We start from the raw sequence: 23,074 nt of genomic DNA, 5'->3' as shown, positions 1-23,074 counted from the left end.
CTTTTACCCAATAGCACCATGTTGCACTGCAACAGCCGTGCCAGATTGCGCGGGCGGCAGAAAAGTTAACATTTTGTGACGGATTGGGAGGTGATGGGCGAAGATTCGGTCGATTGCTGGGCAGGGGAGGCAGGAATTTGCCTAATTTTTGGGCAGCAATGTCGGTTGAGCCTTGCGCGCAGCCAAGGCGACAAACAATGGCCGGTTTCGACCGGTAGCGGACATAAACTTTCGTTATCCCGGACTTGATCCGGGATCCATCTGCTCTCTCAAGATCACGGCAGCGCAAGGGGGCATGGACCCCGGATCAAGTCCGGGGTGACGAGGGTGGGGGACGTCCGCTCCCCACCCCGAGCAGACATCCGATCCTGCTGCTATCCCGCAGCCCTAAACCGCGCCCAGATCGGCAGATGATCCGACGCCCGCGCCGCGAGCGCGCTGCGGTGCACCCCGGCGTCGATGGCTTCGAGGTCGGGTGAGGCAAAGATGCGGTCGAGTTTGGCGACCGGGCGGCGGCTGTGGAAGCTGTGACCGGTGTCGACCAGCCGGTGGCGCTCGCCGAAATCGTGCAGGCACCCGCCGGTGGCGCGCCATTCGTTGCAGTCGCCCATCAGGATCGTCGGTAGCTCCTCGCCGTCGGCGACATGGTTCAGGATTGCGCGCGCCTGTTGCCGCCGCCGCAGCCCCGAAATGTCGAGGTGCATGCCGACCACCCGCAATCTGGTATCGCCGATGCGGATCGTCGCCGCGACCGCCCCGCGCGGTTCGAGCGTCGGCAGGTGGAGCGCGTGGCTTTCCTCGATCGCGGCGCCCTTGCGGACCAGCAGCGCGTTGCCGTGCCACCCGATGCTGTGCGGGCGTCCGGTCAGCCCGACCGGGACATAGTCGCTATGCTCGTCGAACATATGTGGCGGGATCGCGCTGGCGCGGGTGCCGAACCGCCGGTCGGCCTCTTGCAACGCGACGATGTCGGCGTCGAGTTCGCCGAGCACCGACAGCACCCGTCCGGGATCGCGGCGGCGGTCGAGCCCGATGCCCTTGCGCATATTGTAACTGGCAACTTTGATCATGGTCTCAGCGGTCTAGCGCTCCAGCCGCCAAGCCGTTCCCCGGATCGTCAAATTCCGCCAGCAATGCCCGCGCTTCGTCCAGATCCTCGTCGAGCACCATGATCCGCACCGGGATCATCAGCCCGACGCTTTCGGCGATGTTCATGCCGGCGTCGAAGCACACCGCATGCACCCCGGCGCTTTCGATCCGCCCGCGCAGCAGTTCGGCCTCAGCGCCATTCGGAATTCGGACCAGTTCGACCAATGGCATCAGGCGGTCTCGCCCTCGATAAACCGGTCGGTCGGGCGCGTCGGCAGACCATCGATGCTTTTGGTGCGGCCCAGCGTCTTTTCGACCCACAAGGCGCGGTCGGCCTGGCGGTGATATTTTTGCAGTGTGTCGCGTTCGTGCTGCAACTCCATCATCGGTACGCCCCAACCGCAGCTGGTCTGGACGCTCTCCACGTCGATGACGAAAATCTGGCGGGTGCCGGGCAGCAGGGTGAAATGCGCCGCAAGCACGTCCCACTCATCGTCCTGCGGCAGCACCGGGCGCCCGCGGCCATAGATGCGCAGGATCAGCGCGCTGCGGTCAAAGGCGCAGAACATGATTGTGATGCGCCCGTCTGCGGCAAGGTGCGCGTGGGTCTCGTTGCCCGATCCGGCGAGGTCGAGGTAGGCGACCTGATTGTCGGACAATATGCGAAAGCTGTCGGCATAGCCTTTGGGCGACAGGTTGATGCGTGCATCGGCGGCGGCGGTTGCGGTGAAATAGACCGGCTGTTTCTCGATGAAGGCGATATGTTTGTCGGTCAGCGTGTCGGTGAAGTCGGCCATGGCTGGGCTCCGCGCCGCAAAAGGATGGTGGATCGCGTCCGCCCTATCACCAATTCTTGCCCGCTTCTATCGCCTCCGCCTCGTCATCGCGTGTCGCGCGGCCCAGCGCCTCGTTGCGGTGCGGGAAACGGCCGAAGCGATCGATGATGTCGAAATGCTTTTGTGCGTAATCGAGGAACATCGGGTCGGCGAGCTGGCCCATCAGGCGCAGCGATTCGCGCTGATCGGCGATGTCTTCGCTATGTTCGAAGGGCAAATAGGCGAACTGCCGCCGTTCGTCGGGCCAGGCCTGATCCCATCCCTTTTCGACGATGCCGCGCGCGATGGCGCGGGCGAGCGGGTCGGTGGCAAAGGCATCGGCATGGCCGCGAAAGATGTTGCGCGGCACCTGATCGAACAGGATCGCGGCGGCGAGCGCGGTGTCGGGATCGGTCAGGAAGGCTTCGGCGGGTCGCGAGCGCAGCGCTTCGTGCCAGCCTTCGGCAAGGTCGCGCACCGCCTTATCGAAATCGGCGCCGCCGCGATACCAGTCGTCGTGGCCGTGGGCGACAAACCAGAAGGCAAGGAGCTGCTGCGCCCAGTCGGTGGGCGGGGTGGCGGGCGTTTCCAAAGCGTTCGTCATTGCGAGCGCAGCGAAGCAATCCAGAGCGGTTTATGCAACCCCTGGATTGCTCCGCTGCGCTCGCAATGACCAAATATCGCTATTCGCCCTTCACGCGCCGATACGGCACGAATTTGCCCAGCGAGACGAAGCCGTTGTACATGTTGCTGCCGCGATCCTGGAGCTGGACCGTGTCGATGCTGCACAGCTGGCCGGTCGGCAACTTGGTGACCAGAATATCGTCGTCGTCGAGCGACTGGGCGCCGCCCTCGGGCCGATTGACCCACAGGGTGCTGCCGATGCGATAGACGATCGCGGTGTTGTCGATCACCTGGCTGCTGCTGACGGTCGACAGCTGGATGCAATCCTGCGGCTGACCGGCGACGCGGCCTTCGAGCAGTTTGGCGAGGCGGTCCTCGGGCGCCTGCCGCTCCATGGCGGAAGCGGTAGCGGGCATTGCCGCGATGGCGGCGGCGGCGACTATAGCGGTGATCAGCGGGCGCATGGTCCGACTCCTGTCTTGCTCAATACCCTACCTGATGCCGCCATACCCGCGCCGGGGTGAACAAGGGCTGACTGATGACGGCATTTGCGGGATTCAGCACGCCCCATCGGGCAGCGGGATGCCGAGCGGGCCTTTGCATTTCTTCTTTTTCGCCGGTGGCGCGGCGGTGCCGCTGCTCGCGTTCGCGCCACTCGCAGATCCGTTCTGGCCGCCAAAATCGGCGCCGATCAGCAGGCTGGTGTGCGAGCGGAAGCGGACTTTTGCGGTCCAGTCGATGTTCCACACCGCATTGCCCGCGGGTTTGGGCGGGTAAGAGAAATTGGCCTCGGGGCCAAAGGCGTTGAGGTTGCCGAACATCATCTCGCCCGACGCCTTTTTGACCTCGGCCGGGATCGCACAGCTGGTCTGTGCAGGAGGCATCACGACTTTCTTGGTCACCAGCCCGGCAACGGTCGACGGCGGCAACCAGTCCCACAGCCCGCCGCCGAATTCGCGGGCGTTGCTGCTGGTCCACCACACCATGTCGCCGCCCGCCCCACCGCGGTCCATGCCGCCGAACGCCCAGGCGACATAGCCGGTCGCGGGGGCGAGCTGGTTCCAGCGGACCATCACCGATCCGTCGCCCTGCATGGACGTCGAGGCGTTCAGCGCGGGCATATAATCCTGCGCCAGGGTGAAGTTGATCTCCGGCCCGACATTGCCCGCGATCCGGTGGGCGCCGAGCAGCGACGACCCCGACGGCGGCTGTTTCGACGATTTGCTGTTCGGCCACCCGGCATAGGATTTGCTGTTCGACGTCATCACTTCGCGGATGCGCGGCACGGTGGTGGTATAGAGGTTGGGGGGCATCTGTCCGGCGGCGAGCTTGGCGAAATCGATGATCACCGGCTGCCCCGGCCCGGCCTTGGCGCCGCAGCCCCAGAACAGGAGCAGTCGGCCCTTGGGGCGTTCAAAATCCTTCGGCAATTCCGACGTGCCGGTTTCGTCCTGCCGCTTGCCGGGTTCGGGCCCCCATAGCGGCACCGATTTGCCGAGCTTGGCCTGCGGCAGAAAGAAATGGTCGGCCTTGACCGGCGGTGCGGTCGGCGCCTGGTTCGATCCCAGCCGCAGCTCCAGAGTGTGCGCGACCTTGCCCTCCGGTCCGCCGCCGAACATCATGCCCATGACATTGCCGACCCCGCGGCCCCCCGCCGCCATCGCGGCGAAGCCCGATGCGGTCGCGACGTCCATTTCATAACGTTCTTTGGGACCGGTGCTCTTCTGCGCGGAGCCGGGGACAGCGGCGAGCATCGCGGCGATGGTCGCAACGGAAACAAAACGCAGACTCGAACGCATGAATATCCTCCCTGTTGCCGGGGGAGACCCGGCGGATGATGCGACCCGATTCTTGTTCTGTTTGAAGGACTATAAGCGCGGGAAGGGGCGCCGCCAAGTGAGGTGCGTCACAACGCTATCGTCACCCCGGACTTGATCCGGGGTCCATGCAGCGGGCGGCGACTATGGATCCCGGATCAAGTCCGGGATGACGACAGTGGCTGGCGACGGTTTACGCCGTCCCGCCCACGGTCAGCCCGCTGACCAGCAAGGTCGGCTGGCCAACGCCTGCAGGAACGCTCTGGCCGCCTTTGCCGCAGATGCCGATGCCTTCGTCGATCGCCATGTCATTGCCGATTCCCATGACCTTGGTCAGCACGCTCGGCCCGTCGCCGATCAAGGTCGCGCCCTTGATCGAATCGCCGATCTTCCCATTCTCGATCTTGTACGCCTCGGTACAGCTGAACACGAATTTTCCCGACACAATATCGACCTGTCCGCCGCCAAAGCTCTTGGCGAAGATACCGTTTTTGACGCGGCTCAGCAGTTCGGCGGGATCGTCGCTGCCGCCCTTCATGAAGGTGTTGGTCATGCGCGGCATTGGGGCATGGGCGAAACTTTCGCGGCGGCCGTTGCCGGTAGGCTCCGTCCCCGTCAGCCGCGCGTTGAGGCGGTCCTGCATATAGCCCTTGAGGATGCCGTCCTCGATCAGCACCGTCTCACCCGTTGGCGTGCCTTCGTCGTCGATGCTGAGCGAGCCGCGGCGGCCGCCGCCGACCGGGCTGTCCATCGCGCCATCGTCGACCACCGTGACGCCGGGGGCGGCAACGCGCTGGCCGATGCGGCCCGAAAAGGCGCTGGTGCCCTTGCGGTTGAAATCACCCTCCAGCCCGTGGCCAACCGCTTCGTGGAGCAGAACCCCCGGCCAGCCGGGGCCGAGCAGCACGGTGAACTCGCCCGCCGGGGCGTCGACGGCGCGAAGGTTGACGAGCGCCTGCGCCAGCGCTTCGTCGATCGCACGGTTCCACTGCGCGGGTTCGAACAGATGGTCGTACATGTACCGCCCGCCGAGCCCGAACACGCCGGTTTCGCGGCGGCCGTTTTCTTCGACGACGATCGAGACGTTGAGGCGGACCAGCGGGCGGATGTCGGTGGCGAGGAAACCGTCGGCGCGGACGATCTCGACCACCGACCAGCTGCCCGCGAGGCTCACCGACACCTGCGCGATGCGCGGGTCGCGGGCGCGCGCGGCGGCGTCGATTTCCTGACACAGCGCGACCTTCTTCGCGAACGGGATCAGGTCGAGCGGGTTCGCTTCGTCATACAGGTGGCGGTTGGTGCGCGGCGGCGGCGCGGCGTGCGGCTGGTTCGACGGATCGAGCAGCGCCAGCGTTTCGGCGGCGCGGCGGATTGCCCCGGCGCTGATTTCGCTGGCATGGGCAAAGCCGGTCATCTCGCCCGACACGGCGCGCAAACCGAACCCGGCGTCGGTCGAATAATCGGCGGTCTTGAGGCGCCCGTCGTCGAAGCCGAAGCTCTCGGTCGCGCGATATTGCAGGTACAGCTCGCCGTCGTCGGCTTTCGCCAGCGCTTCGCGCGCGAGCGCCTGCGCCAGATCGGGGTCGAGCGCGTCGGCGCGATAGAGGAACCGGCGGGGGTCGGTGGGACGGGTCATGCGGCCGATATAGGCACGGGTGCGCGTCGGCGCAAACCGTCATGGCGTAATTAAAGGTAGTTCACGGTCAGCGTGAAGGTGCCGCTGTAATCGCCAGGCGCCTGATTCGCGGGAACGGTCAGGGTGCCGCCGATATAATAGGTCTGCACGCCGCTGGGCAGCAACGTGCCGCCGAGCAGGGCGATGCCGCCGCCGCCGGTGCTGGCGGCGCGGACCAGCGTCGCGGTCATCGCCGGGGCGCCGCCGCCGATGCGCGCCAAGGTCACCGACGTGCTGCCCGACACGGTGATCAGAAAAATGCCGCCGGTGCCCTGAAACACCGCACGCTGTGCGCTCGTGCCGACCAGCGTCACGCCGCCGCCCGAGGTGCGGGCATTGGTCACCGGGTTGATGGTTACCGTGCCACCCGCCGCGCCGCTGACGAGCGTCCCGAAATCGAGATCGTCGGTCTTGATCAGTGTGTTCGGGCGCACGACGGCGGCATTGACGGTGACATTGGTGTCGGCGGCGTGGACCGGCCCACACAGCAGCGCGCCAGCCGCGACGGCGGCGGTGCTCAGGGCGCGGGCCGCGTCCTGACAGTTTCTGGTCCCTCGAATCCCCACAGATTCTGCTCCTGTCTGGCACAGATATGCCAGCGGGATGTGAGTCGTTGATGCACAGGGTTGGTAAAGAGGCTGTTTACGTCTGACCGCCCGCCGCGGTGATCAGGCGTGGTCGGCGATCCCGCCGCTCAGAATGAAGCGACGGTCGCAATAGCCGCAATCGGCAAAGCCCGCGTCGGGATCGATTTCCAGCCACACGCGCGGGTGACCGAGCGCGGCGTCGGCGAGGCCATCGCCGGTGCCGTCGCAAGCGATGCGGGTTTTGGGGGTGCGGATGGTTTCGGGCGCAGGCTGGGTCATCGACCGCGCCCATAGCAAGCGCGCGGGGCGGGAGCAATCGGGGTCTGCGCCAAGGGGGCTAGATGGGTGGGAACATGCGGCACCGGCAAGCATTCTTGCGAATACAGGTGGTCATCCGGTGCCGCTTCTTCCCCCACAGAAGCTCTAGAGATAATTGAGTGTCACCGTGAAGGTGCCGCTGTAATCGCCCGGCGCCTGGTTGGCGCCGACCTCTAGCGTCGCGCCGACCGGGAAATTATAGTTGCCGAGCGGTGAGGTGATCCGGAAGCGCGTCGGCGAGGTCGACAGCACCGCAGTCGGGGTGCTGCCGATTTCAAAGGTGCGGGCGCGCATCCGCACCCCCGGCCCGTTGAGCCAGATCGTATTCGATCCGAGCGAGATGTTGACTTCGCGATTAAGGCTGCCGAGGCCGGCAAAACGCGCGGGCTCGCCGCCATTGCCGGCCAGCGTGACACCGCCGGTGCGGCTGCGCGAACCATCGGGTTCCAGGGTCACCGTACCGGCGACGTTCGACGGAATGATGTCGCCAAAGCTGAGGTCGTTGACCTTGAAGAAAGAGAGCGGGCGCAGCACGATGGCTTCGCTCTGGCCCTGCGCGGTCTGCTGGGCATGGGCCGGCACCGCAACGGCCGAGGCCATCATCAGCGCGCAGGCGGCGATGCCGCGCAGCGCGAGCTGCGGGTTATTTATGCGTCTGGTCCTCACAGAATTGGTCCTAGCGGCAAGTTTCCAACATAGCGTTAACGCGGCGCTGGGCAAATGCGGCCGGGGCGATGGGGGCTTTTACACGCGCGGGCGCGCGGCTATGGCACAGGCCATGACCGAAGCCGCCATCCGCATCGACGCCGTGTCCAAAACCTATGCCGGCGGCAAGCAGGCGCTCGACAATGTCAGCTTCGACGTGCCGAGGGGCCAGATTTTCGGGCTGCTCGGCCCCAATGGCGCGGGCAAGTCGACGCTGATCAATATATTGGCGGGGCTGGTCAACAAGACGGCGGGATCGGCGAGCATCTGGGGCTTCGACATCGACGCCGACCCGCGCAACGCCAAATATTCGATCGGCATCGTACCGCAGGAAATCGTCTTCGATCCTTTTTTCACGCCGTTCGAGACACTGGAGAATCAGGCTGGGCTGTACGGCGTGCCGAAGGGCAAGCGCATTTCGGACGACCTGCTTGCTGCGGTGCATCTCACCGACAAGCGCGACGCCTACGCCCGTACCCTGTCTGGCGGCATGAAGCGCCGGCTGCTGGTGGCCAAGGCGATGGTCCATTCGCCGCCGATCATCGTGCTCGACGAACCGACCGCGGGGGTCGACATCGAACTGCGTCAGCAGCTGTGGTCCTATGTCCAGTCGCTCAACGACCGCGGCGTGACGGTGGTATTGACGACGCATTATCTCGAAGAAGCCGAAGAGCTGTGCGACCGGATTGCGATCATCAATCATGGCCGACTGATCGCCAACAAGCCGACGCGCGAGCTGGTCGATATGGCGCGCGAGAAGATCGTTGTGGTGACGCTGGACGAAGACATCACCGACTTGCCGACGCACCCGGCGTTCGACAAGATCGAGCGCGAAGGGACGCGCGGGCTGGCGATCAGTTACAACAAGGATCGCATGAACGCGGGCGAAGTGCTCGCCGCAGTGAATGCGATGGGGCACGGCATCGTCGATGTGTCGACACGCGAGGCCGATCTGGAAGATGTGTTCCTGAATTTGACGCGCAGCGCCGCCTGACCATTCAACGCCGCGTCAGGCGCGCTGCGACCCCGAAATGATCGGACGCATATTCGCCGCCCACCGGCTGCTCGCCGATGACGCGGGCGCCGGCCACCGCGAAGGCGGCGGGTTCGACGAAGATATGATCGATCACCCGCGGTGCGTGGCCACGCGCGGGATTGAGCGTCGTTGCCGTAGCGCCCGGCGGCAGCGCCGACACGAAACGCGGCGGCCCCATTGCGCGCAGTCCCGGGTCATCGAGCGGCGCGTTGAAATCGCCCATGACGATCAGCGGCACCCCGTCGGTCGGTAGCCAGCCGATGAGGTCGGCAAGCTGCTCGGCACGCACCGCCCCCGCCTCGGGCTGCCACGCCAGATGGGTGCCGACGATGTCGACCGGCCCGGCAGTGGTCCGCACCCGGACGCGGATCGCGGTGCGTGAATCGGCGAGCGGCGCCAGCTTGCGCCGGGCGACCTCGATCACCGGCAGGCGGGTCAGGATGGCATTGCCATACCGTTTCGGCGCGCCTTCGGGCTCGACCGCGACGAAATGGACGTAGGGGTAGCCCAGCGCCTGCGCGATCGTATCGGCCTGGTTGGGCAGCCCCTTGCGCGCATCTTCGAGCACTTCCTGCAACGCGATGACGTCGGCATCGACGGCGCGCAGCGCGGCGGTCAGCAGTTGCAGCCGCACCGGCCACTGTCCGCCCGCATCGTGCCAGATGTTGAACGTTGCGACCGAGAGAGCGGACGCCGCACCCGGCATCATCGTCGCACAGCCGGCGATCGGCAGTGCCGCCAGCCCGGCGAGCACCATGCGCCGCTGAAGCTCGGCTTTAGGCATCACGACTATTCCCCTTGCTGGCGACCATCGATCCCCCCTGTCGCAGGCCGCCTCGCTGTGCAACAGAGGCGTGCATGAGTGAATACGATGTCATCATCATCGGTTCGGGCGCCGCCGGACTGACCGCGGCGATCGCGCTGGCCGATCATTGCAAGGTGCTGGTGCTCGCCAAGGGCGAGCTGACCGGCGGCTCGACCGCCTGGGCGCAGGGCGGCATCGCCGCGGTGCTCGACGCGGGCGACACGTTCGAAAATCACATCGAAGACACGATGGTCGCAGGCGGCGGATTGAACCGGCGCGAGACGGTCGAATTCGTCGTCGAAAATGCGCCCGCCTCGATCGAGCGGCTCGCCCTGATGGGCGTCCCGTTCAACAAGGATGCCGAGGCGCTGCACCTGACGCGCGAGGGGGGCCATTCGCACCGCCGCATCGTCCATGTCGATGACGCGACGGGCTGGGCGGTGCAGGCGGCTTTGCTCAAGACCGCGGAGGCGCATCCGAACATCACCCTGCTACCGGGGCAGGCGTGCGTCGATCTGATTACCGGGCGGCACGAGGAGCGTTATTCGGGGTCGGGTCGAGTGTGGGGCGTCTATGCGCTCGACGAAAAGAGCGGTAAGGTTCACGCGCATGTCGGCCGCGCGACCATCCTGGCGAGCGGCGGGGCAGGGCGTGTCTATCAATTCTCTACAGCCCCGCGGGGCGCGACTGGCGACGGCATCGCGATGGCGTGGCGCGCCGGGTGCCGCGTGTCGAACATGGAAATGATGCAGTTTCACCCGACCTGCCTCTACAACCTCGACGTCAAGAATTTCCTGATTACCGAGGCGGTGCGTGGCGAAGGCGGCATCCTGAAGCACCCAGTCACCGGGCATCGTTACATGCCCGATTATGACGCCCGCGCCGAACTCGCGCCGCGCGATGTTGTGGCGCGCGCCAACGATGACCAGATCAAGCGGTCGGGGCTCGATTATGTCCATCTCGACATCAGCCATCTCGATCCCGATTTCGTCGCGGGGCATTTCCCGAACATCTATGACAAGCTGCTGACGCTGGGGATCGACATGACCCGGCAGCCGATCCCGGTGGTCCCGGCGCAGCACTATACCTGCGGCGGCATCCTGATCGACCTGGCCGGGCGCACCGACCTGCCCGGGCTTTATGCCGCGGGCGAATGCACCGAAAGCGGATTGCACGGCGCCAATCGCCTCGCGTCGAACAGCCTGCTGGAATGTTTCGTGTTCGGCGAGGCGGCAGCGAAGGACATCATCGCGCGCTGGGACCAGCTGGAGGCCCCCCCGGCGATCCGTGCCTGGGATGAAAGCCGCGTCACCGACTCCGACGAAGAGGTGATCATCAAACAGAACTGGACCGAAATCCGCCGTTTCATGTGGAATTATGTCGGCATCGTGCGGACGACGAAGCGGCTGGAGCGCGCCCAGCATCGCATCAACATGATGACCGGCGAGGTCGAGGATTATTACGGCCACTTCCGCGTCACCACCGACCTCATCGAACTGCGCAACCTGCTGCAATGCGCCGAGCTGATCGTGAAGAGCGCGCTCCACCGCAAGGAAAGCCGCGGGCTGCACTACACGCTCGATTACCCGGCGATGCTGCCGCAAGCGGTCGACACGGTGCTGGTGCCCTAGCCACCCAGCGCGGCGTGCAGCGGGTCGCCGGGCTTGAGCGCGAGCAGATAGGTCTGGGCGCGGTCCAGGACCGTGTCGTCGCGCGGGGTCAGTCGGTCGGGGTGGATTTCGTGGATCGTGTAGCCCTTGGCTTCCAGATGGTGGAGCAGCGTCGCGGGGTCATCGCCCATCCCGCGCAGCATGGCGGGCGAAAATTCGAACAACAGCGCAGGCGCCGTGTCCCCGTCGAGCAGTGCCCCGGCGCCGCGCAGCGCCATCGCCTCGGCCCCCTCGATGTCGAGCTTGATCAGGCGGATCGCCGGTCCCGCGACCAGATCGTCCAAGCGGCGCAGCGCAATTTCGGAACCTGCCCCGCCGAACGACAGGTGATTGCTGCCGATATTGCCGGTGTCGTGGACGACCATGGTGACCACGCCGTTGCGGTCGCCCGCGGCGCAGCGGTGGACATAAATGGTGTCGGCGCCGTTCAGCGCAATATTGGCGTCGAGCAGGTCGGCGGTCGTTGGCGTCGCCTCGACCGCGTGGACGCGGCCGTTCGGACCGACCAGCCGGTGAGCGAGCAATGAAAAGAAACCGATGTTCGCGCCGACATCGACAAAGATATCGCTGGGTTTCAGCGCGGCGGTGATGACCCGCGTCTCCAGGGGCTCCCAGCCGCCGGTGCAATAGATGGTGCGGTCGATGAACTGGCCAAGGTCGAGCCGCATGGCAAAGCCGTGCCGCGTTCGGACGGTGCGGATCTGCCCCCGCACCGCGGCTTCGGGCAGCAGGCGATAGGCGAGGCTGCCGAGCCGCCATTGCCCCTTTTCGAACGGATAGTTGCGGCTGACCCACGCCGCGAGATGTCCGCTGCTGTTCGCCATGGCGCTGGTCCCGCCGGGTCCCGGCGGCTAGCCGCCGACCCCAAGCAACCGGCCGACAAGAATCAGCAGGATAGCGCCGATCACCGATGCGAAGCACCCGGCGCGGTGAAATTCACCGCGAACGCCGCGTGTCGTCGCGAGCCCCGCCAGCAACGAGCCGCCGATGCCGAGCAGGATCGTCGCGATCCACCCCATTTCGACCGCGCCGGGATAAAAGAACCGCGCCAGCGCGCCGATGATCAGGCCCGAGATAATCGCGCCGATAATGTTGATCATGTGCCAAATCCTTCGTTCAAAAACCGCTCCGCCAGCGCGGCGTGCAGCGCCGCGCCGCGCGCCATCACTTTTTCGTCGAGGACCATGCGGTTGCTGTGGAGGCCGCAGCAGGCGCGCCAGTCGCTGCCTTCGGCGCTGGCACCGAGCCAGAACATCGCGCCGGGCACCTTTTCGAGCACATAAGAGAAATCCTCGGCGCCCATCACCGGGTGGTCCATCGTCAGCCACGCCGCTTCGCCAAAGGTCGCCTCGACGACTGACTGGCCGAACGCGACCGCGCGGCTGTCGCAGATGGTGACCGGAAAGCCCTCATCGATCACGATTTCTGCGGTGCAGCCATGCGCCTCGGCGATCGCGGGGACGAGGCGCTTCAACTCGCGCGCGACCATGGCGCGGCGCTCGGGGGACAGGGTGCGGATCGTGCCAAGCATCTCGGCGGTTTCGGGGATGATATTGTTCGTTGTCCCGGCGCTGATCTTTGCGATCGTCACCACCGCCGGGTCGAACACCGACACGCGGCGCGTCACCATCGTCTGGATCGCGGTGACGATCGCGCAGGCGACGGGGATGGGATCGACCGCATCGTGCGGCATCGACGCATGGCCGCCCGCACCCTTGACGGTGATCGACAGGACATCGGACGAGGCGAGCAGCGGCCCGGCGCGCGACGCGAAAATCCCGTGCGGCGCATTGGGCATGATGTGGAGCGCGAACGCCGCGTCAGGCAGCGGGTCGATGATCCCGTCGTCGAGCATGAAGCGCGCGCCATGATGGCCTTCCTCGCCCGGCTGGAACATGAACATCACCGTGCCGGGCAGGCGGTCGCGCGCGGCACAGAGCAGCTTCGCCGCGCCGACGAGCATCGCGACATGCGTGTCATGCCCGCACGCATGCATTGCGCCGCTGGTTTCGGAGGTGAAGTCGAGCCCGGTGTCCTCGACCAGCGGCAGCGCATCCATGTCGCCGCGTAGCAGCACGGTGCGGCCATTGGCCGGTCCGCGCAGGATCGCGACCAGCCCAGTCGTCGAAGGCCCCTCGCGAAATTCGAGCGGTAGGCCGGCCAGCGCGTCCTTGATCTTGGCGAGCGTCTTGGGGTTCTGGAGGCCCAGCTCCGGCTCGCGATGAATCGCGCGGCGCAGGTCGACAAGGTCGTCGAGTAGGGGTTCAGCCTCGGCGGGCCAGCTATGAAGTGTGTCCATATGCCGAGTGTGCCGTCGATCCGCTGTGAAGTCGAGGGGGCGGGGCAACAGTTCAGGCTAGCGCCGCGCGCCGCTGCTTCCGTCCCGCGACCACCCGCAGCACGATCACCGCGACGACCAGCACCACCGGAAGTGCATACCAGCCACTCACCGGGATGCGTTTGCCGTTGGTGAAGATGAAGCTGAGCGCGACGATCCACACGCCCCACCAGTGGAGGCGGCCCCATGCTTTGGGGCCGAGCGCCTTGACCATGCGGTCGAACGAGGTCGCCGCGAGCAGCGCGATGAACAGATAGGCGGTGCCGCCGGTAACGATTGATTTCGGGTTGGTCAGCACCCAGAAGGTGGCGGGATCGGTCTGCCACAGCGCGATGATCACGAGCGCATGGATGAAGTGCGAGATCGCAAAGCCGAGCCCGAGCTGGCGCCTATTGCGGCGCAGCCAGCGCGTGAAGGGGCCGGGCCACAGTTTGAAGGCGGCGGATGCGGCAAAGGCGGCGAGGAACAGGACGAGCGAGGTGCGGGCGGTGGCGCGGATCACCATGCGATAGCCGTCGGTGTCCCAGCCGATGACGAACAGGAAGCCGAGCGACATTGCGGCCAATACCCAAGTCAGCGTCCAGAACAGCCCCCAGCCCTCGGCCCAGCCTTTTTCCGTCGCGGTCGTTGTCGCCGTCATCACATCCTCCGTTTTAAGCCTAGTGTTGCTAGGTATAACTTGCATACCTAGCGTTGCAAAGCTAAATCGGCGGCCATGTCTGCGGAAATGCTCAAGGGGCACCTCGATGCCGTGCTGCTCGCCACGATCGGCGACGATGCGTTGCACGGCTATGCGATCATCGAGGCGATTCGGGCGCGCAGCGGCGGCCATTTCGATCTTCCCGAAGGGACGATATATCCGGCGCTGCACCGGCTCGAACTCGCGGGGCTGCTGGCCAGCCGCTGGGTCCAGTCCGACGGCGGACGCAAACGCCGCGTCTATGCGCTGACCGACAGCGGCCGCCAGTCGCTGATCGAGCGGCGCGCGGGCTGGCAAAGTTTTGCCAGCGGGATCGATCTGGTGCTTGGCGCGCGCGCATGAGTGGGCCGATCGCCACCTATCTGGACGAGCTCGATCACGTCCTCGCGTTTGACCCGCGCCTGTCGCGGCGGGTGCGCGACGAGATCGAATCGCATCTGTGCGACACCGCCGACGAGGTGGGAGAGGCGGATGCGGTGCGCCGGTTCGGGCGCCCCGCCGACATTGCGCGTGCTTATGCCGAGGCGGCGCTGCCCGACCGGTTGCGGAGATCGTGCGTTGCCGCGGCGCTGCTCGGCGGCGCGACCTTGCTGCTGATGCGGCTGCGGACGGTCATTCTCGACCTTCCCGGCGGCGCCGATCCGCTGACCTGGTTCGATCGTGGCGGGATGCTCGCGGCGCTGGCGTGCATCGGCGCGGCGTGGTGGATGGCGTCGCGCAGCCGGATCGCGTTGGTGCGGCGCTGGCTGCATTTTGCGGCGGGGAGTTTGGCGCTGTCGGTCGGGGCCAGCCTGGTGCGCGCGTTTCAAGGTGCGAGCGGCGATTCGGCGCATGCGCTGATCGTCGGGACGGCGCTGGTCGAGCTGTTACTACTCGCCGCGCTGATGGCGCAGCTGGCGCGGCTCGACCGCTACGCGCGGCGGCTGGCGGCCTAGAGCCGTCCTGTTGCGGCGCCTCAATCATCACCGTAGCTCTGAGCTTGTCGAAGGGCGACTATCGCCGTGAAGCGCCCTACGACAAGCTCAGAGCTACGGTCCAATCGGAACAGGCTACGCCCTAGCGCTTTCCCCCGAACAACTGCCGACCCGCCAGATCCAGCATGATTTCCTCGCTGCCGCCGCCGATCGCGTTGACGCGCACTTCGCGGTAGATGCGCTCGACCTTGCTGCCGGTGATATAGGATACGCCGCCCAGCACCTGCGCCGCTTCGCGCGCCACCGACTCCAGCATTCGCGTCGCCTGCACCTTGAGCATCGCAAAGTCGGCAGGGCGGTCTTTGCCCTCGCGGACTTGCCAGGCGGCTAGGTCAACCCACGCCTGCGTCGCCTCGATTTGGCGTTCCATATCGGCAAGCTTGATGCGGATCGACTGGTGACCGATCAGCGGTTTGCCGAACGTCTCGCGTTGCTGCGCCCACTCGGCGGCTTCGGCCATCGCGACGCGGGCGTAGGCACAGCAGCCCATCGCCATGCCGAGCCGCTCTGAATTGAAGTTCCGCATGATGCCGATGAAGCCGCCATTTTCTGGGCCGATCAGGTTGGCGGTGGGGACGCGGACGTCGGAGAAGTGGATTGCGGCGGTATCGCTGCACCGCCAGCCCATCTTGTCGAGCCGCGTGCGCTCGACGCCGGGACTGTCCATGTCGATCAGCAGCAGCGAGATGCCCGCCGCGCCAGGGCCGCCGGTGCGCACGGCGCAGGTCAGCCAGTCGGCGCGCATGCCCGACGTGATGAACATCTTGCCGCCGTTGACGATGTAGCTGTCGCCGTCCCTGACTGCGGTAGTCTTGAGGTTAGCGACATCGCTGCCCCCACTCGCTTCAGTGATGCCGAGCGCGATGATCTTGTCGCCGCTCAGCACGGGCGGCGCGACGCGCTGCTTCAGCTCGTCGGAGCCGAGCGCGAGGATCGGCGGCAGGCCGATACCATGCGTCATCAGCGATGCGCCAAGGCCGCCTGCGCCAACCGCGGCCAGTTCCTCGGTCAGCACCAGGCCGTGGAAATTGTCGAAACCTTCCGAATGACCGCCATATTGCTCGGGATAGCGCAGCCCGAGAATGCCCGCTTCAGCCGCCTTTTTGTGAAGTTCGCGCGGCAATTCGCCCTCGGCTTCCCAACGGTCGATGTGCGGCGCGATCTCGCGTTCGACGAAGCGGCGGACGCTTTGCGCCAGCGCCTCATGGGTTTCGTCATAATAGGGCGAACGGGCGCGCCAGTCGTCGAAAGCTGTCATGATGCGATGCTGCGCGCGGTTGACGTAAACGTCAAGCAGCCGTTTCGGTCGCGCTGTGCGCCGCGGGGTTGCGTCATCCGCTCAAGGACTTAAGGTCGCGCTCCATGCACAAACCAACCCTGCTCGCCGGCCTTGCCGCAATCGCCCTCGTCACCACCCCCGCCGCAGCGCAGAAATCGCCCGAGGCCGTTGCCGAAGCCGCGCTCAAGCGCGCGCCGGTGTTCGACGGTCACAACGACGTGCCCTGGGCGCTGCGCGCGCATGTCGACAATGTGATCAACGGGTTTGATTTCGTCGATACCACCGACACCGCCAAGCCCGACGCGACCCCGCCGCGCATCGCCATGCACACCGACCTCAATCGCCTGCGGAAAGGCCATGTCGGAGCGCAATTCTGGTCGGTATATGTGCCGTCGAACAGCAACGAGCCGCAGGCGATCCAGCAGACGATCGAGCAGATCGACGTGATGAAGCGGCTGATCGCGCGTTACCCGAATGACCTGTCGCTCGCGGCCAATAGCGGTGAACTGCAGGCGCAGATGAAGGCGGGCAAGGTCGCCGGGATGCTGGGGATCGAGGGCGGTCAGTCGATCGGTTCGTCGCTGGCGGTCTTGCGCGAGATGTTCGGCATGGGGGTGCGTTACATGACGCTGACCCACAGCAAGAATGTCCCATGGGCCGACAGCGCGACCGACGCGCCCAAATATGACGGACTGACCGATTTCGGGCGCCAGGTGGTGCGCGAGATGAACCGGATCGGGATGATCGTCGATTTGAGCCACGTCAGCGAAGCAACGATGAAGGACGCGCTCGAAACGTCAAAGGTACCGGTAATGTTCAGCCATTCGGGGGTGCGCGCGGTCAACGACCATCCGCGTAACGTTCCCGATTCGGTGCTGCCCGCGGTCAAGGCGAATGGCGGCATTGTGATGATCGTGTTCCTGCCCGGCTTCCTCGATCCCGTAGTCCGCGCCCACGGCCTCGACCGCACCGCGCTCGAGGCCCGGCTGAAAGCGCAATATTCGGGCGACCCGGCCGCGGTCACCGCGGCGCTCAAGACGTGGGACGCCGCGAACCCGGCGCCCAAGACCCAGATCGCCCAGGTCGCCGCGCATATCGATCACCTAAAGCAAAGCATCGGGGTCGATCATATCGGGCTTGGCGGCGATTATGACGGGATGGATTCGGCACCCGTCGGGATGGAAGATGTCGCGGGTTATCCGGCGCTGTTCACCGAGCTGGCGCGGCGCGGCTATTCACAGGCCGATCTGGAAAAGATCGCGAGCGGCAACATGATCCGCGTGCTGAAGGCGGTCGAAGCCTATGCCGCGAGCCAGAAGGGGCAGCCGCCGGTTGAAACGCCGGTGGTGAAATAGCCTCCGTCATTGCGAGGAGCCGCAGGCGACGCGGCAATCCAGAGTTTGCGTAAACCGCTCTGGATTGCTTCCCCCTGCTTTCGCCGGGGTCGCGATGACGGGTTATAGTCTGCGGTTCTTCCCAAACGGCCACTCTACCGCCCCGCTCGCCCACAGCGCCCACCAAATGATCACCGGTTGCAGCGCCAGTCGCGGGCCGTGGTACCACCAGCTCAAAGTCTCGCCGCCGATCGCGATGTTGGCGAGCGCGTGGTGGAAATTCGCCGGCCACACGCACAGCGCATAAAGCGCCAGCCCCCAGCCCGCGGCCTTGCGCGTCGCCGGGATCAACAGGCCGACCGCGCCCACTATCTCGGCCACGCCGGTGGCGGCGACGATCAGCTCGGGCCGCGGCACCCACGGCGGGGTGATTGCCAGAAACGGCGCCGGGCGCGCCAGATGCGCCCAGCCCGCATAGCCATAAGCGAGCGTGAGTAACCAGCGCAGCGCGGCGCGGACGCGGTCTTTCAACGTCCGATCGCCTCCAGCATCGCCTCGACGCTGACGAATTTCTCGCGCGGATTGCCGTCGAGCGCCGCGGCGACCTCGGCGGCTTCGATCCGCCGCCAATCGGCGAAGGTCACCGGCGTGACCCCGCGACTCGCCAGCAACGCATCGAGCCCCGGGCGCCCGGCCTTGCCCGTGCCGCGCCCGACATCCTCCAGCACCATCTCGGCCACGCGCGCGCCGTCGGGCTTGTTGGTGCCGATCGTCCCCGACGGCCCGCGCCGCGCCCAGCCGACGCAATAGAGGCCGGGCAATATCCGCCCGTCATCATTGGCAAAGCGCCCGCGGCCATGTTCATAAGGGACGCCGGGGATCGGCGGGGTCTGATAGCCGATACAGCTGATGATCAGTCCTGCCTCGATCGCATAGGTCTGGCTGGTGCCATGGCTGCTGAGGTCGGCGCCCAAAGTCGTGCGCTCGACGATCACCCGCTGCGCGTGCCCCTCTCCCTCGATCGCCACCGGCATCGCGAAAAAATCGAAATCGATCGTCACCGGCTTAGCGACCGGGTTGGCGGCAAAGCTGCGCAAATGGGTCACCGACTTGCGCATCCCGGGTTCGAGCAGCGCGTCGTCGCCCTCGGGGGGCAGGTCGGCGGGGTCTACGCGCGGGCTGGCGCGTTCGAGATGACCAAGCTCGCCCAGCTCCTTCGGCGTCATCGCGATTTGGTGCGGGCCGCGGCGACCCAGAATGTGGATATGGCGGACCGCACTTTGCGCCAGTTGTGCGCGCGCATGCGCGACGATGTCGCTGCCCGCGAACTCATCGGCGGTCTTGGCCAGGATCCGCGCCACATCAAGCGCGACATTGCCATTACCGATCACTGCGACCCCGGCGGCGCCCAGCGGCGGGTTCAGCGCGGCGAAATCGGGATGGCCGTTATACCAGCCGACAAAGGCGGCGCTGCCGATCACCCCGGGCAGGTCGGCACCGGGGATGTCCAGCGGCCGGTCGTTGGGCGCCCCGGTCGCCAGCACCACAGCATCGTAGAGTCCCACGAGTTCGTCGATCGTCACATCGGTGCCGACCGACACATGGCCGACGAAGCGGACATTGTCGGCCAGCGCGGTCCCCTCATACCGCCGCGACACCGCCTTGATCGACTGATGATCGGGCGCGACGCCGGTTCGGATCAAACCATAAGGAACGGGCAGCCGGTCGATGACATCGACCGCAATATCCTCTGCTTTCTGAAGTGTTTCGGCGGTGTAATAGCCCGCAGGGCCGGACCCGACGATCGCGATATGACGCATCAACCCACTCCTTCGGGTGTCCGCGCGGGCGCGCGGCCCCTTTGTGTTATGATGCGATGCTAGCGGCGAAATGCGGCAGGGCAAGCGGCCTTGTGCGCAGGCACGACAGCCTGACGGGCGGGCGGCCACAGCGGCCTTGACAGCGCGCCCGTGCAATCATATTGCGCCCGCCTCACGATTGCCCTGTCGTCTAATGGTAAGACTGCGGTTTCTGATACCGCCTATCGAGGTTCGAATCCTCGCGGGGCATCCAAATTTCTGGTATTTTGGTGCAAACGCACAAAGCGGAAAGTGCGGGGTCACCGCAGCTATCGGGGCGGCCCACAAATACCGAGGCTATTTAGAGAATTAGCGGAGCAAACAGGCCGCTGACTGCCGCTGGGCGCAGTGCAGAAAGACTTTGTCGTCGCGATGAGGGCCGCTGGCCCTTGCCGCGTATAGGGCGCGTGACAGCAACAACACTCAGGAACAACATGCAGATCGAGCGCCGCCGTTTCGTCAACCTCACCTTGGGCGGCGGGACCGCCGCGGCGCTTGCGGCGTGGTTTCCGGCCTGGGCACAGCCGGTTTCGGCGGGCATCGCATCGTCGCTGCCGACCGTGTCGGGCAACGACATCACCCTGCGGATCGCGCGCCAGACGATGCGGATCGACGGCAAGATCAGCCGGGCGATCGGCATCAATGGCACCGTGCCCGGCCCGCTCGTGCGCCTGAAAGAAGGGCAGACGGCGCGGCTGACGGTCGTCAACGACCTGGACGAGGACAGTTCGATCCACTGGCACGGACTGATCCTGCCGTTTCATATGGATGGCGTACCCGGCGTCAGCTTTCCCGGCATCAAGCCGCGTTCCACCTTTGTCTATGAATTTCCGGTGCGGCAGTCGGGGACCTATTGGTATCACAGCCATTCGGGCCTGCAGGAACAGCTGGGTCATTATGGCCCGATCGTCATCGATCCTGCGGGCGCTGACCCGATCGGGTTTGATCGCGAGCATGTCGTAGTGCTGTCCGACCACAGCCATTTGTCGCCCGAGGCGATTTTTCGCAAGCTGAAGGTCAACCCCGGCCACTTCAACATGCAGCGCCAAACGCTGTCCGGTCTGCTCGCGGGCAAGGACCAGCCGCTGAACGAGCGGCTCGAATGGGGCGCGATGCGGATGGACCCCACCGACGTTGCCGACGTCAACGGATCGATTTATCAGTTTCTGGTCAACGGCCATGGCCCGCGCGACAATTGGACGGCGCTTTTCAATCCCGGCGAGCGCGTCCGGCTGCGCATCATCAACGCTTCTGCCATGACGATCTTCAACGTCCGCATACCGGGCCTCAGGATGACGGTGGTCCAGGCCGACGGCCTCAACGTCGTGCCGACCGAGATCGACGAGTTCCAGATCGCCGTCGCGGAGACCTACGACGTTATCGTGACTCCGGTCGAGGACCGCGCCTATACGCTGGTCGCCGAAGCGAATGACCGGTCCGGGATGGGGCGCGCTACGCTCGCCCCGCGCCCCGGCATGGCTGCCGAAGTGCCGCCACTGCGCGAGCGGCCGCTGGCGACCATGAAGGACATGGGCATGGGCGCGATGTCAGGCGGCACGGCTGGCGACGCCTCTTGCACCCCCGAACATGCCGCGATGGGTCATTGCACCCCGTCCGCCGATGCCGCGCCGACGGATCATGCCGCGATGGGGCATGGCGACGGCGGCATGCAACATAGTATGCGCGATTTCGACGTGGCGCCCCAAGTGAAACGCGACCCGAGCGTCCAGACGATCTCGCCCATGCCGGTCGACCGCATGAACGAACCGGGTCAGGGGCTGGAGGATACCGGGCACAAGGTGCTGACCTACCATGATCTGGTCGCGCTCGAGCGCAATCCCGACGGGCGCGCTGCGGAGCGATCGCTCGACATCCATCTGACCGGCAACATGGAACGCTTCATGTGGTCGTTCGACGGCGTCAAGATGTCCGACCATCACGAACCGATCCCGTTCATCGAGGGCGAGCGGGTGCGGATCAACCTGATCAACGATTCGATGATGAGTCACCCCATCCACCTCCATGGCCATTTTTTCGAACTGGTCACGGGCAAAGGCGATCGCTCGCCGCGCAAGCATACGGTCCTCGTCCAGCCCGGCGGCACCGCCAGTTTCGATTTCACCGCCGATGCGCTCGGCGACTGGGCGTTCCACTGTCACATGCTCTATCATATGCACGCCGGGATGATGCGCGTCGTCAGCGTCCGTCCGAAAGGAGCCGCCGCATGACCCGGCTCGCGCTTCTGCTTTCGGGCATCGCGCCGCTGGCCGTCGCGGCGCCCGCTGCGGCGCAATCGATGGATCATGCGATGCATGGCGCGGCGCCTGCGCCCCCGCCTGCGCCGCAGACGTCGCCCGCGCCCGAACCGCCAAGCTGTCCGCCCGAGCATGCGGCGATGGGCCATTGCACCCCCGACGCGGCGGCGCATCAAGAGGCTCCGGACCATGGCACCATGGACCATGGCACCATGGACCATGGCACCATGGACCATGGCACCATGGATCATGGCGCGATGGAGGACGCGGCACCGCCGCCGTCTGATCCCGGCTGTCCGCCCGAACATGCCGCCATGGGCCATTGCACCCCAAGGGCTGCGGCCACGGCGGCGGGAACCGACGGCGCCAGTGGCACCGACCTGCCACCGGGCGACGGCATCGCGCCCGCGCCTCCTGCTGACTGGTATGCCGACCGCCTGTTCCCCAAGGCCGAAATGGAACATTCGCGCCACGCGATGATGGCCGAAAATGGCGCGCAAAAGATCGCTTTTCTCAGTTTCAATCTGGCCGAAGTGCAGGCGCGCAAGGGGCATGACGGATACCGCTGGGATGCCGAGGCCTGGTATGGCGGCGACATTGACCGGTTGACCGTGAAAAGCGAAGGTGAGGGGGTTTTTCGCGAGGGCATCGAAAACGTCGAGACCCAGCTGCTCTATAGCCGCGCCGTCGGACCTTATTTCAACGCCCAGGCCGGGATTCGGCAGGACTTTGGCCCGGGGCCGGACCGGACCTATGCCACGATCGGTTTTGAAGGACTGGCACCCTATTGGTTCGAGGTCGAGGGGGCGTGGTTCCTGTCGAACAAGGGCGATCTGCTCGCCCGCCTCGAAGGCCATTACGACCAGCGCATCACCCAGAAACTGATCCTCCAGCCGATGGCCGAGATCAATTTCGCGGTGCAGGACGTCCCCGAAACGGGGACTGGATCGGGGCTGTCGGACGTCGAGCTCGGGCTGCGGCTGCGCTATGAAATCGTCAAGGAATTCGCGCCCTATGTCGGGGTCGAATGGGCGCGCAAGGTCGGCGATACTGCCCGCTTCGCGCGCGCAGCGGGCGAGGATGCCGACAGCGTCAGTTTGGTGATGGGGGTCAAGGGCTGGTTTTAAGGCCTGCCGTGCCTTTCTTCACCCCTGTCGAACGGCGCCTATCCTGAGACGCGCCCTTCGACAGTCT

The 23,074-nt window shown here is 65.7% G+C and carries 25 protein-coding genes and 1 tRNA gene; 8 read left to right on the top strand and 18 right to left on the bottom strand.

What is annotated here, in order from left to right:
• Positions 1–374: 374 nt before the first annotated feature.
• The 10 genes from J2X44_RS17135 to J2X44_RS17090 form a co-directional block, all read right to left on the bottom strand.
• Positions 375–1,070 (bottom strand): endonuclease/exonuclease/phosphatase family protein, encoded by a 696-nt coding sequence (locus tag J2X44_RS17135; protein ID WP_310086795.1) that lies wholly within the window; start codon positions 1,068–1,070, stop codon positions 375–377.
• Between the two features lie 4 nt (positions 1,071–1,074).
• Entirely contained in the window at positions 1,075–1,320 is a 246-nt protein-coding gene (locus J2X44_RS17130) for a DUF2007 domain-containing protein (protein WP_310086792.1), read from the bottom strand.
• Complete coding sequence (locus J2X44_RS17125) at positions 1,320–1,886, bottom strand: pyridoxamine 5'-phosphate oxidase family protein (RefSeq protein WP_310086789.1); 567 nt, start codon at positions 1,884–1,886, stop codon at positions 1,320–1,322. Before J2X44_RS17125 ends, J2X44_RS17130 begins: the two co-directional genes overlap by 1 nt.
• A gap of 46 nt (positions 1,887–1,932) precedes the next feature.
• The gene (locus tag J2X44_RS17120) at positions 1,933–2,508 is read right to left on the bottom strand and encodes a DUF924 family protein (protein WP_310086787.1); all 576 of its coding nucleotides are present in this window, start codon (positions 2,506–2,508) and stop codon (positions 1,933–1,935) included.
• A 79-nt stretch (positions 2,509–2,587) separates the two neighbouring features.
• On the bottom strand, positions 2,588–2,992 hold the full coding sequence (locus J2X44_RS17115) for a hypothetical protein (RefSeq protein WP_310086784.1): 405 nt from the start codon (positions 2,990–2,992) through the stop codon (positions 2,588–2,590).
• A 93-nt stretch (positions 2,993–3,085) separates the two neighbouring features.
• Positions 3,086–4,327 carry a hypothetical protein gene (locus tag J2X44_RS17110; RefSeq protein WP_310086781.1) on the bottom strand — a complete coding sequence of 414 codons (1,242 nt, stop codon included), beginning with the start codon at positions 4,325–4,327 and terminating at the stop codon, positions 3,086–3,088.
• A 211-nt stretch (positions 4,328–4,538) separates the two neighbouring features.
• The gene (gene tldD, locus J2X44_RS17105) at positions 4,539–5,981 is read right to left on the bottom strand and encodes a metalloprotease TldD (protein ID WP_310086778.1); all 1,443 of its coding nucleotides are present in this window, start codon (positions 5,979–5,981) and stop codon (positions 4,539–4,541) included.
• Between the two features lie 50 nt (positions 5,982–6,031).
• Positions 6,032–6,586, bottom strand: a complete 555-nt coding sequence (locus tag J2X44_RS17100; protein ID WP_310086775.1) for a DUF4402 domain-containing protein — start codon at positions 6,584–6,586, stop codon at positions 6,032–6,034.
• A gap of 102 nt (positions 6,587–6,688) precedes the next feature.
• Positions 6,689–6,886 (bottom strand): zinc-finger domain-containing protein, encoded by a 198-nt coding sequence (locus tag J2X44_RS17095; RefSeq protein WP_310086771.1) that lies wholly within the window; start codon positions 6,884–6,886, stop codon positions 6,689–6,691.
• A gap of 144 nt (positions 6,887–7,030) precedes the next feature.
• Complete coding sequence (locus tag J2X44_RS17090; RefSeq protein ID WP_310086770.1) at positions 7,031–7,591, bottom strand: DUF4402 domain-containing protein; 561 nt, start codon at positions 7,589–7,591, stop codon at positions 7,031–7,033.
• Between the two features lie 112 nt (positions 7,592–7,703).
• On the opposite strand from J2X44_RS17090, the gene J2X44_RS17085 reads away from it, so the two are divergent.
• Positions 7,704–8,624, top strand: a complete 921-nt coding sequence (locus tag J2X44_RS17085; protein WP_310086767.1) for an ABC transporter ATP-binding protein — start codon at positions 7,704–7,706, stop codon at positions 8,622–8,624.
• Positions 8,625–8,628: 4 nt separating this feature from the next.
• Here the strand turns inward: J2X44_RS17085 and J2X44_RS17080 are convergent, their stop codons facing one another.
• A complete protein-coding gene (locus J2X44_RS17080) occupies positions 8,629–9,450 on the bottom strand; it encodes an endonuclease/exonuclease/phosphatase family protein (protein WP_310086764.1) in 822 nt (273 codons plus the stop codon).
• 74 nt (positions 9,451–9,524) lie between these two features.
• On the opposite strand from J2X44_RS17080, the gene nadB reads away from it, so the two are divergent.
• Positions 9,525–11,102 carry an L-aspartate oxidase gene (nadB, locus tag J2X44_RS17075; protein WP_310086761.1) on the top strand — a complete coding sequence of 526 codons (1,578 nt, stop codon included), beginning with the start codon at positions 9,525–9,527 and terminating at the stop codon, positions 11,100–11,102.
• On the opposite strand, the gene J2X44_RS17070 is transcribed toward nadB, so the two are convergent.
• From J2X44_RS17070 to J2X44_RS17055, 4 genes are read right to left on the bottom strand one after another with little or no spacing between them, the layout of a single operon-like run.
• Entirely contained in the window at positions 11,099–11,965 is an 867-nt protein-coding gene (locus J2X44_RS17070) for an FkbM family methyltransferase (protein ID WP_310086758.1), read from the bottom strand. The genes nadB and J2X44_RS17070 overlap by 4 nt on opposite strands.
• A 27-nt stretch (positions 11,966–11,992) precedes the next feature.
• A complete protein-coding gene (locus J2X44_RS17065) occupies positions 11,993–12,241 on the bottom strand; it encodes a GlsB/YeaQ/YmgE family stress response membrane protein (RefSeq protein WP_310086755.1) in 249 nt (82 codons plus the stop codon).
• On the bottom strand, positions 12,238–13,440 hold the full coding sequence (locus J2X44_RS17060; protein WP_310086752.1) for a M20 family metallopeptidase: 1,203 nt from the start codon (positions 13,438–13,440) through the stop codon (positions 12,238–12,240). Before J2X44_RS17060 ends, J2X44_RS17065 begins: the two co-directional genes overlap by 4 nt.
• Before the next feature lie 52 nt (positions 13,441–13,492).
• Positions 13,493–14,119, bottom strand: a complete 627-nt coding sequence (locus tag J2X44_RS17055) for a hypothetical protein (RefSeq protein ID WP_310086750.1) — start codon at positions 14,117–14,119, stop codon at positions 13,493–13,495.
• Positions 14,120–14,194: 75 nt separating this feature from the next.
• On the opposite strand from J2X44_RS17055, the gene J2X44_RS17050 reads away from it, so the two are divergent.
• Both J2X44_RS17050 and J2X44_RS17045 read left to right on the top strand, forming a co-directional pair.
• Positions 14,195–14,521: a helix-turn-helix transcriptional regulator gene (locus J2X44_RS17050; protein ID WP_310086748.1), complete on the top strand. Its 327-nt coding sequence runs from the start codon at positions 14,195–14,197 to the stop codon at positions 14,519–14,521.
• Complete coding sequence (locus tag J2X44_RS17045) at positions 14,518–15,114, top strand: HAAS signaling domain-containing protein (RefSeq protein ID WP_310086744.1); 597 nt, start codon at positions 14,518–14,520, stop codon at positions 15,112–15,114. Before J2X44_RS17050 ends, J2X44_RS17045 begins: the two co-directional genes overlap by 4 nt.
• 121 nt (positions 15,115–15,235) lie before the next feature.
• Here the strand turns inward: J2X44_RS17045 and J2X44_RS17040 are convergent, their stop codons facing one another.
• On the bottom strand, positions 15,236–16,411 hold the full coding sequence (locus J2X44_RS17040) for an acyl-CoA dehydrogenase family protein (protein WP_310086741.1): 1,176 nt from the start codon (positions 16,409–16,411) through the stop codon (positions 15,236–15,238).
• A gap of 104 nt (positions 16,412–16,515) precedes the next feature.
• Between J2X44_RS17040 and J2X44_RS17035 the strand changes: the two genes are divergently transcribed.
• Positions 16,516–17,787, top strand: coding sequence for a dipeptidase (locus tag J2X44_RS17035; RefSeq protein ID WP_310086738.1), 1,272 nt, complete (start codon positions 16,516–16,518; stop codon positions 17,785–17,787).
• A 102-nt stretch (positions 17,788–17,889) separates the two neighbouring features.
• Here the strand turns inward: J2X44_RS17035 and J2X44_RS17030 are convergent, their stop codons facing one another.
• Positions 17,890–18,297 (bottom strand): DoxX family protein, encoded by a 408-nt coding sequence (locus J2X44_RS17030; RefSeq protein WP_310086735.1) that lies wholly within the window; start codon positions 18,295–18,297, stop codon positions 17,890–17,892.
• Positions 18,294–19,586, bottom strand: a complete 1,293-nt coding sequence (locus J2X44_RS17025; protein WP_310086732.1) for an FAD-dependent oxidoreductase — start codon at positions 19,584–19,586, stop codon at positions 18,294–18,296. Before J2X44_RS17025 ends, J2X44_RS17030 begins: the two co-directional genes overlap by 4 nt.
• Positions 19,587–19,765: 179 nt before the next feature.
• On the opposite strand from J2X44_RS17025, the gene J2X44_RS17020 reads away from it, so the two are divergent.
• The 3 genes from J2X44_RS17020 (at position 19,766) to J2X44_RS17010 (ending at position 23,007) form a co-directional block, all read left to right on the top strand.
• Positions 19,766–19,839 (top strand) — tRNA-Gln (locus J2X44_RS17020).
• 220 nt (positions 19,840–20,059) lie between these two features.
• Positions 20,060–21,853, top strand: coding sequence for a copper resistance system multicopper oxidase (locus tag J2X44_RS17015; RefSeq protein ID WP_310087113.1), 1,794 nt, complete (start codon positions 20,060–20,062; stop codon positions 21,851–21,853).
• A complete protein-coding gene (locus tag J2X44_RS17010) occupies positions 21,850–23,007 on the top strand; it encodes a copper resistance protein B (RefSeq protein ID WP_310086729.1) in 1,158 nt (385 codons plus the stop codon). Before J2X44_RS17015 ends, J2X44_RS17010 begins: the two co-directional genes overlap by 4 nt.
• The last annotated feature ends 67 nt before the right edge of the window (positions 23,008–23,074 follow it).

This window comes from Sphingopyxis sp. BE259 (assembly GCF_031457495.1).
In the GTDB taxonomy this organism is placed as follows: domain Bacteria; phylum Pseudomonadota; class Alphaproteobacteria; order Sphingomonadales; family Sphingomonadaceae; genus Sphingopyxis.
This window is presented reverse-complemented; position numbering and strand designations above follow the sequence as displayed.

Bases quoted from the DNA above. Each gene is read 5' to 3' on its own strand.
- J2X44_RS17065 (WP_310086755.1), bottom strand. From the start codon at position 12,241: ATGATCAACATTATCGGCGCGATTATCTCGGGCCTGATCATCGGCGCG.
- J2X44_RS17025 (WP_310086732.1), bottom strand. From the start codon at position 19,586: ATGCGTCATATCGCGATCGTCGGGTCCGGCCCTGCGGGCTATTACACC.
- J2X44_RS17125 (WP_310086789.1), bottom strand. From the start codon at position 1,886: ATGGCCGACTTCACCGACACGCTGACCGACAAACATATCGCCTTCATC.
- J2X44_RS17080 (WP_310086764.1), bottom strand. From the start codon at position 9,450: ATGCCTAAAGCCGAGCTTCAGCGGCGCATGGTGCTCGCCGGGCTGGCG.
- J2X44_RS17010 (WP_310086729.1), top strand. From the start codon at position 21,850: ATGACCCGGCTCGCGCTTCTGCTTTCGGGCATCGCGCCGCTGGCCGTC.
- J2X44_RS17060 (WP_310086752.1), bottom strand. From the start codon at position 13,440: ATGGACACACTTCATAGCTGGCCCGCCGAGGCTGAACCCCTACTCGAC.
- J2X44_RS17110 (WP_310086781.1), bottom strand. From the start codon at position 4,327: ATGCGTTCGAGTCTGCGTTTTGTTTCCGTTGCGACCATCGCCGCGATG.
- J2X44_RS17085 (WP_310086767.1), top strand. From the start codon at position 7,704: ATGACCGAAGCCGCCATCCGCATCGACGCCGTGTCCAAAACCTATGCC.
- J2X44_RS17095 (WP_310086771.1), bottom strand. From the start codon at position 6,886: ATGACCCAGCCTGCGCCCGAAACCATCCGCACCCCCAAAACCCGCATC.
- J2X44_RS17120 (WP_310086787.1), bottom strand. From the start codon at position 2,508: ATGACGAACGCTTTGGAAACGCCCGCCACCCCGCCCACCGACTGGGCG.
- J2X44_RS17040 (WP_310086741.1), bottom strand. From the start codon at position 16,411: ATGACAGCTTTCGACGACTGGCGCGCCCGTTCGCCCTATTATGACGAA.
- J2X44_RS17070 (WP_310086758.1), bottom strand. From the start codon at position 11,965: ATGGCGAACAGCAGCGGACATCTCGCGGCGTGGGTCAGCCGCAACTAT.
- J2X44_RS17045 (WP_310086744.1), top strand. From the start codon at position 14,518: ATGAGTGGGCCGATCGCCACCTATCTGGACGAGCTCGATCACGTCCTC.
- J2X44_RS17115 (WP_310086784.1), bottom strand. From the start codon at position 2,992: ATGCGCCCGCTGATCACCGCTATAGTCGCCGCCGCCGCCATCGCGGCA.
- J2X44_RS17130 (WP_310086792.1), bottom strand. From the start codon at position 1,320: ATGCCATTGGTCGAACTGGTCCGAATTCCGAATGGCGCTGAGGCCGAA.
- J2X44_RS17055 (WP_310086750.1), bottom strand. From the start codon at position 14,119: ATGACGGCGACAACGACCGCGACGGAAAAAGGCTGGGCCGAGGGCTGG.
- J2X44_RS17035 (WP_310086738.1), top strand. From the start codon at position 16,516: ATGCACAAACCAACCCTGCTCGCCGGCCTTGCCGCAATCGCCCTCGTC.
- J2X44_RS17050 (WP_310086748.1), top strand. From the start codon at position 14,195: ATGTCTGCGGAAATGCTCAAGGGGCACCTCGATGCCGTGCTGCTCGCC.
- J2X44_RS17135 (WP_310086795.1), bottom strand. From the start codon at position 1,070: ATGATCAAAGTTGCCAGTTACAATATGCGCAAGGGCATCGGGCTCGAC.
- tldD (WP_310086778.1), bottom strand. From the start codon at position 5,981: ATGACCCGTCCCACCGACCCCCGCCGGTTCCTCTATCGCGCCGACGCG.
- nadB (WP_310086761.1), top strand. From the start codon at position 9,525: ATGAGTGAATACGATGTCATCATCATCGGTTCGGGCGCCGCCGGACTG.
- J2X44_RS17015 (WP_310087113.1), top strand. From the start codon at position 20,060: ATGCAGATCGAGCGCCGCCGTTTCGTCAACCTCACCTTGGGCGGCGGG.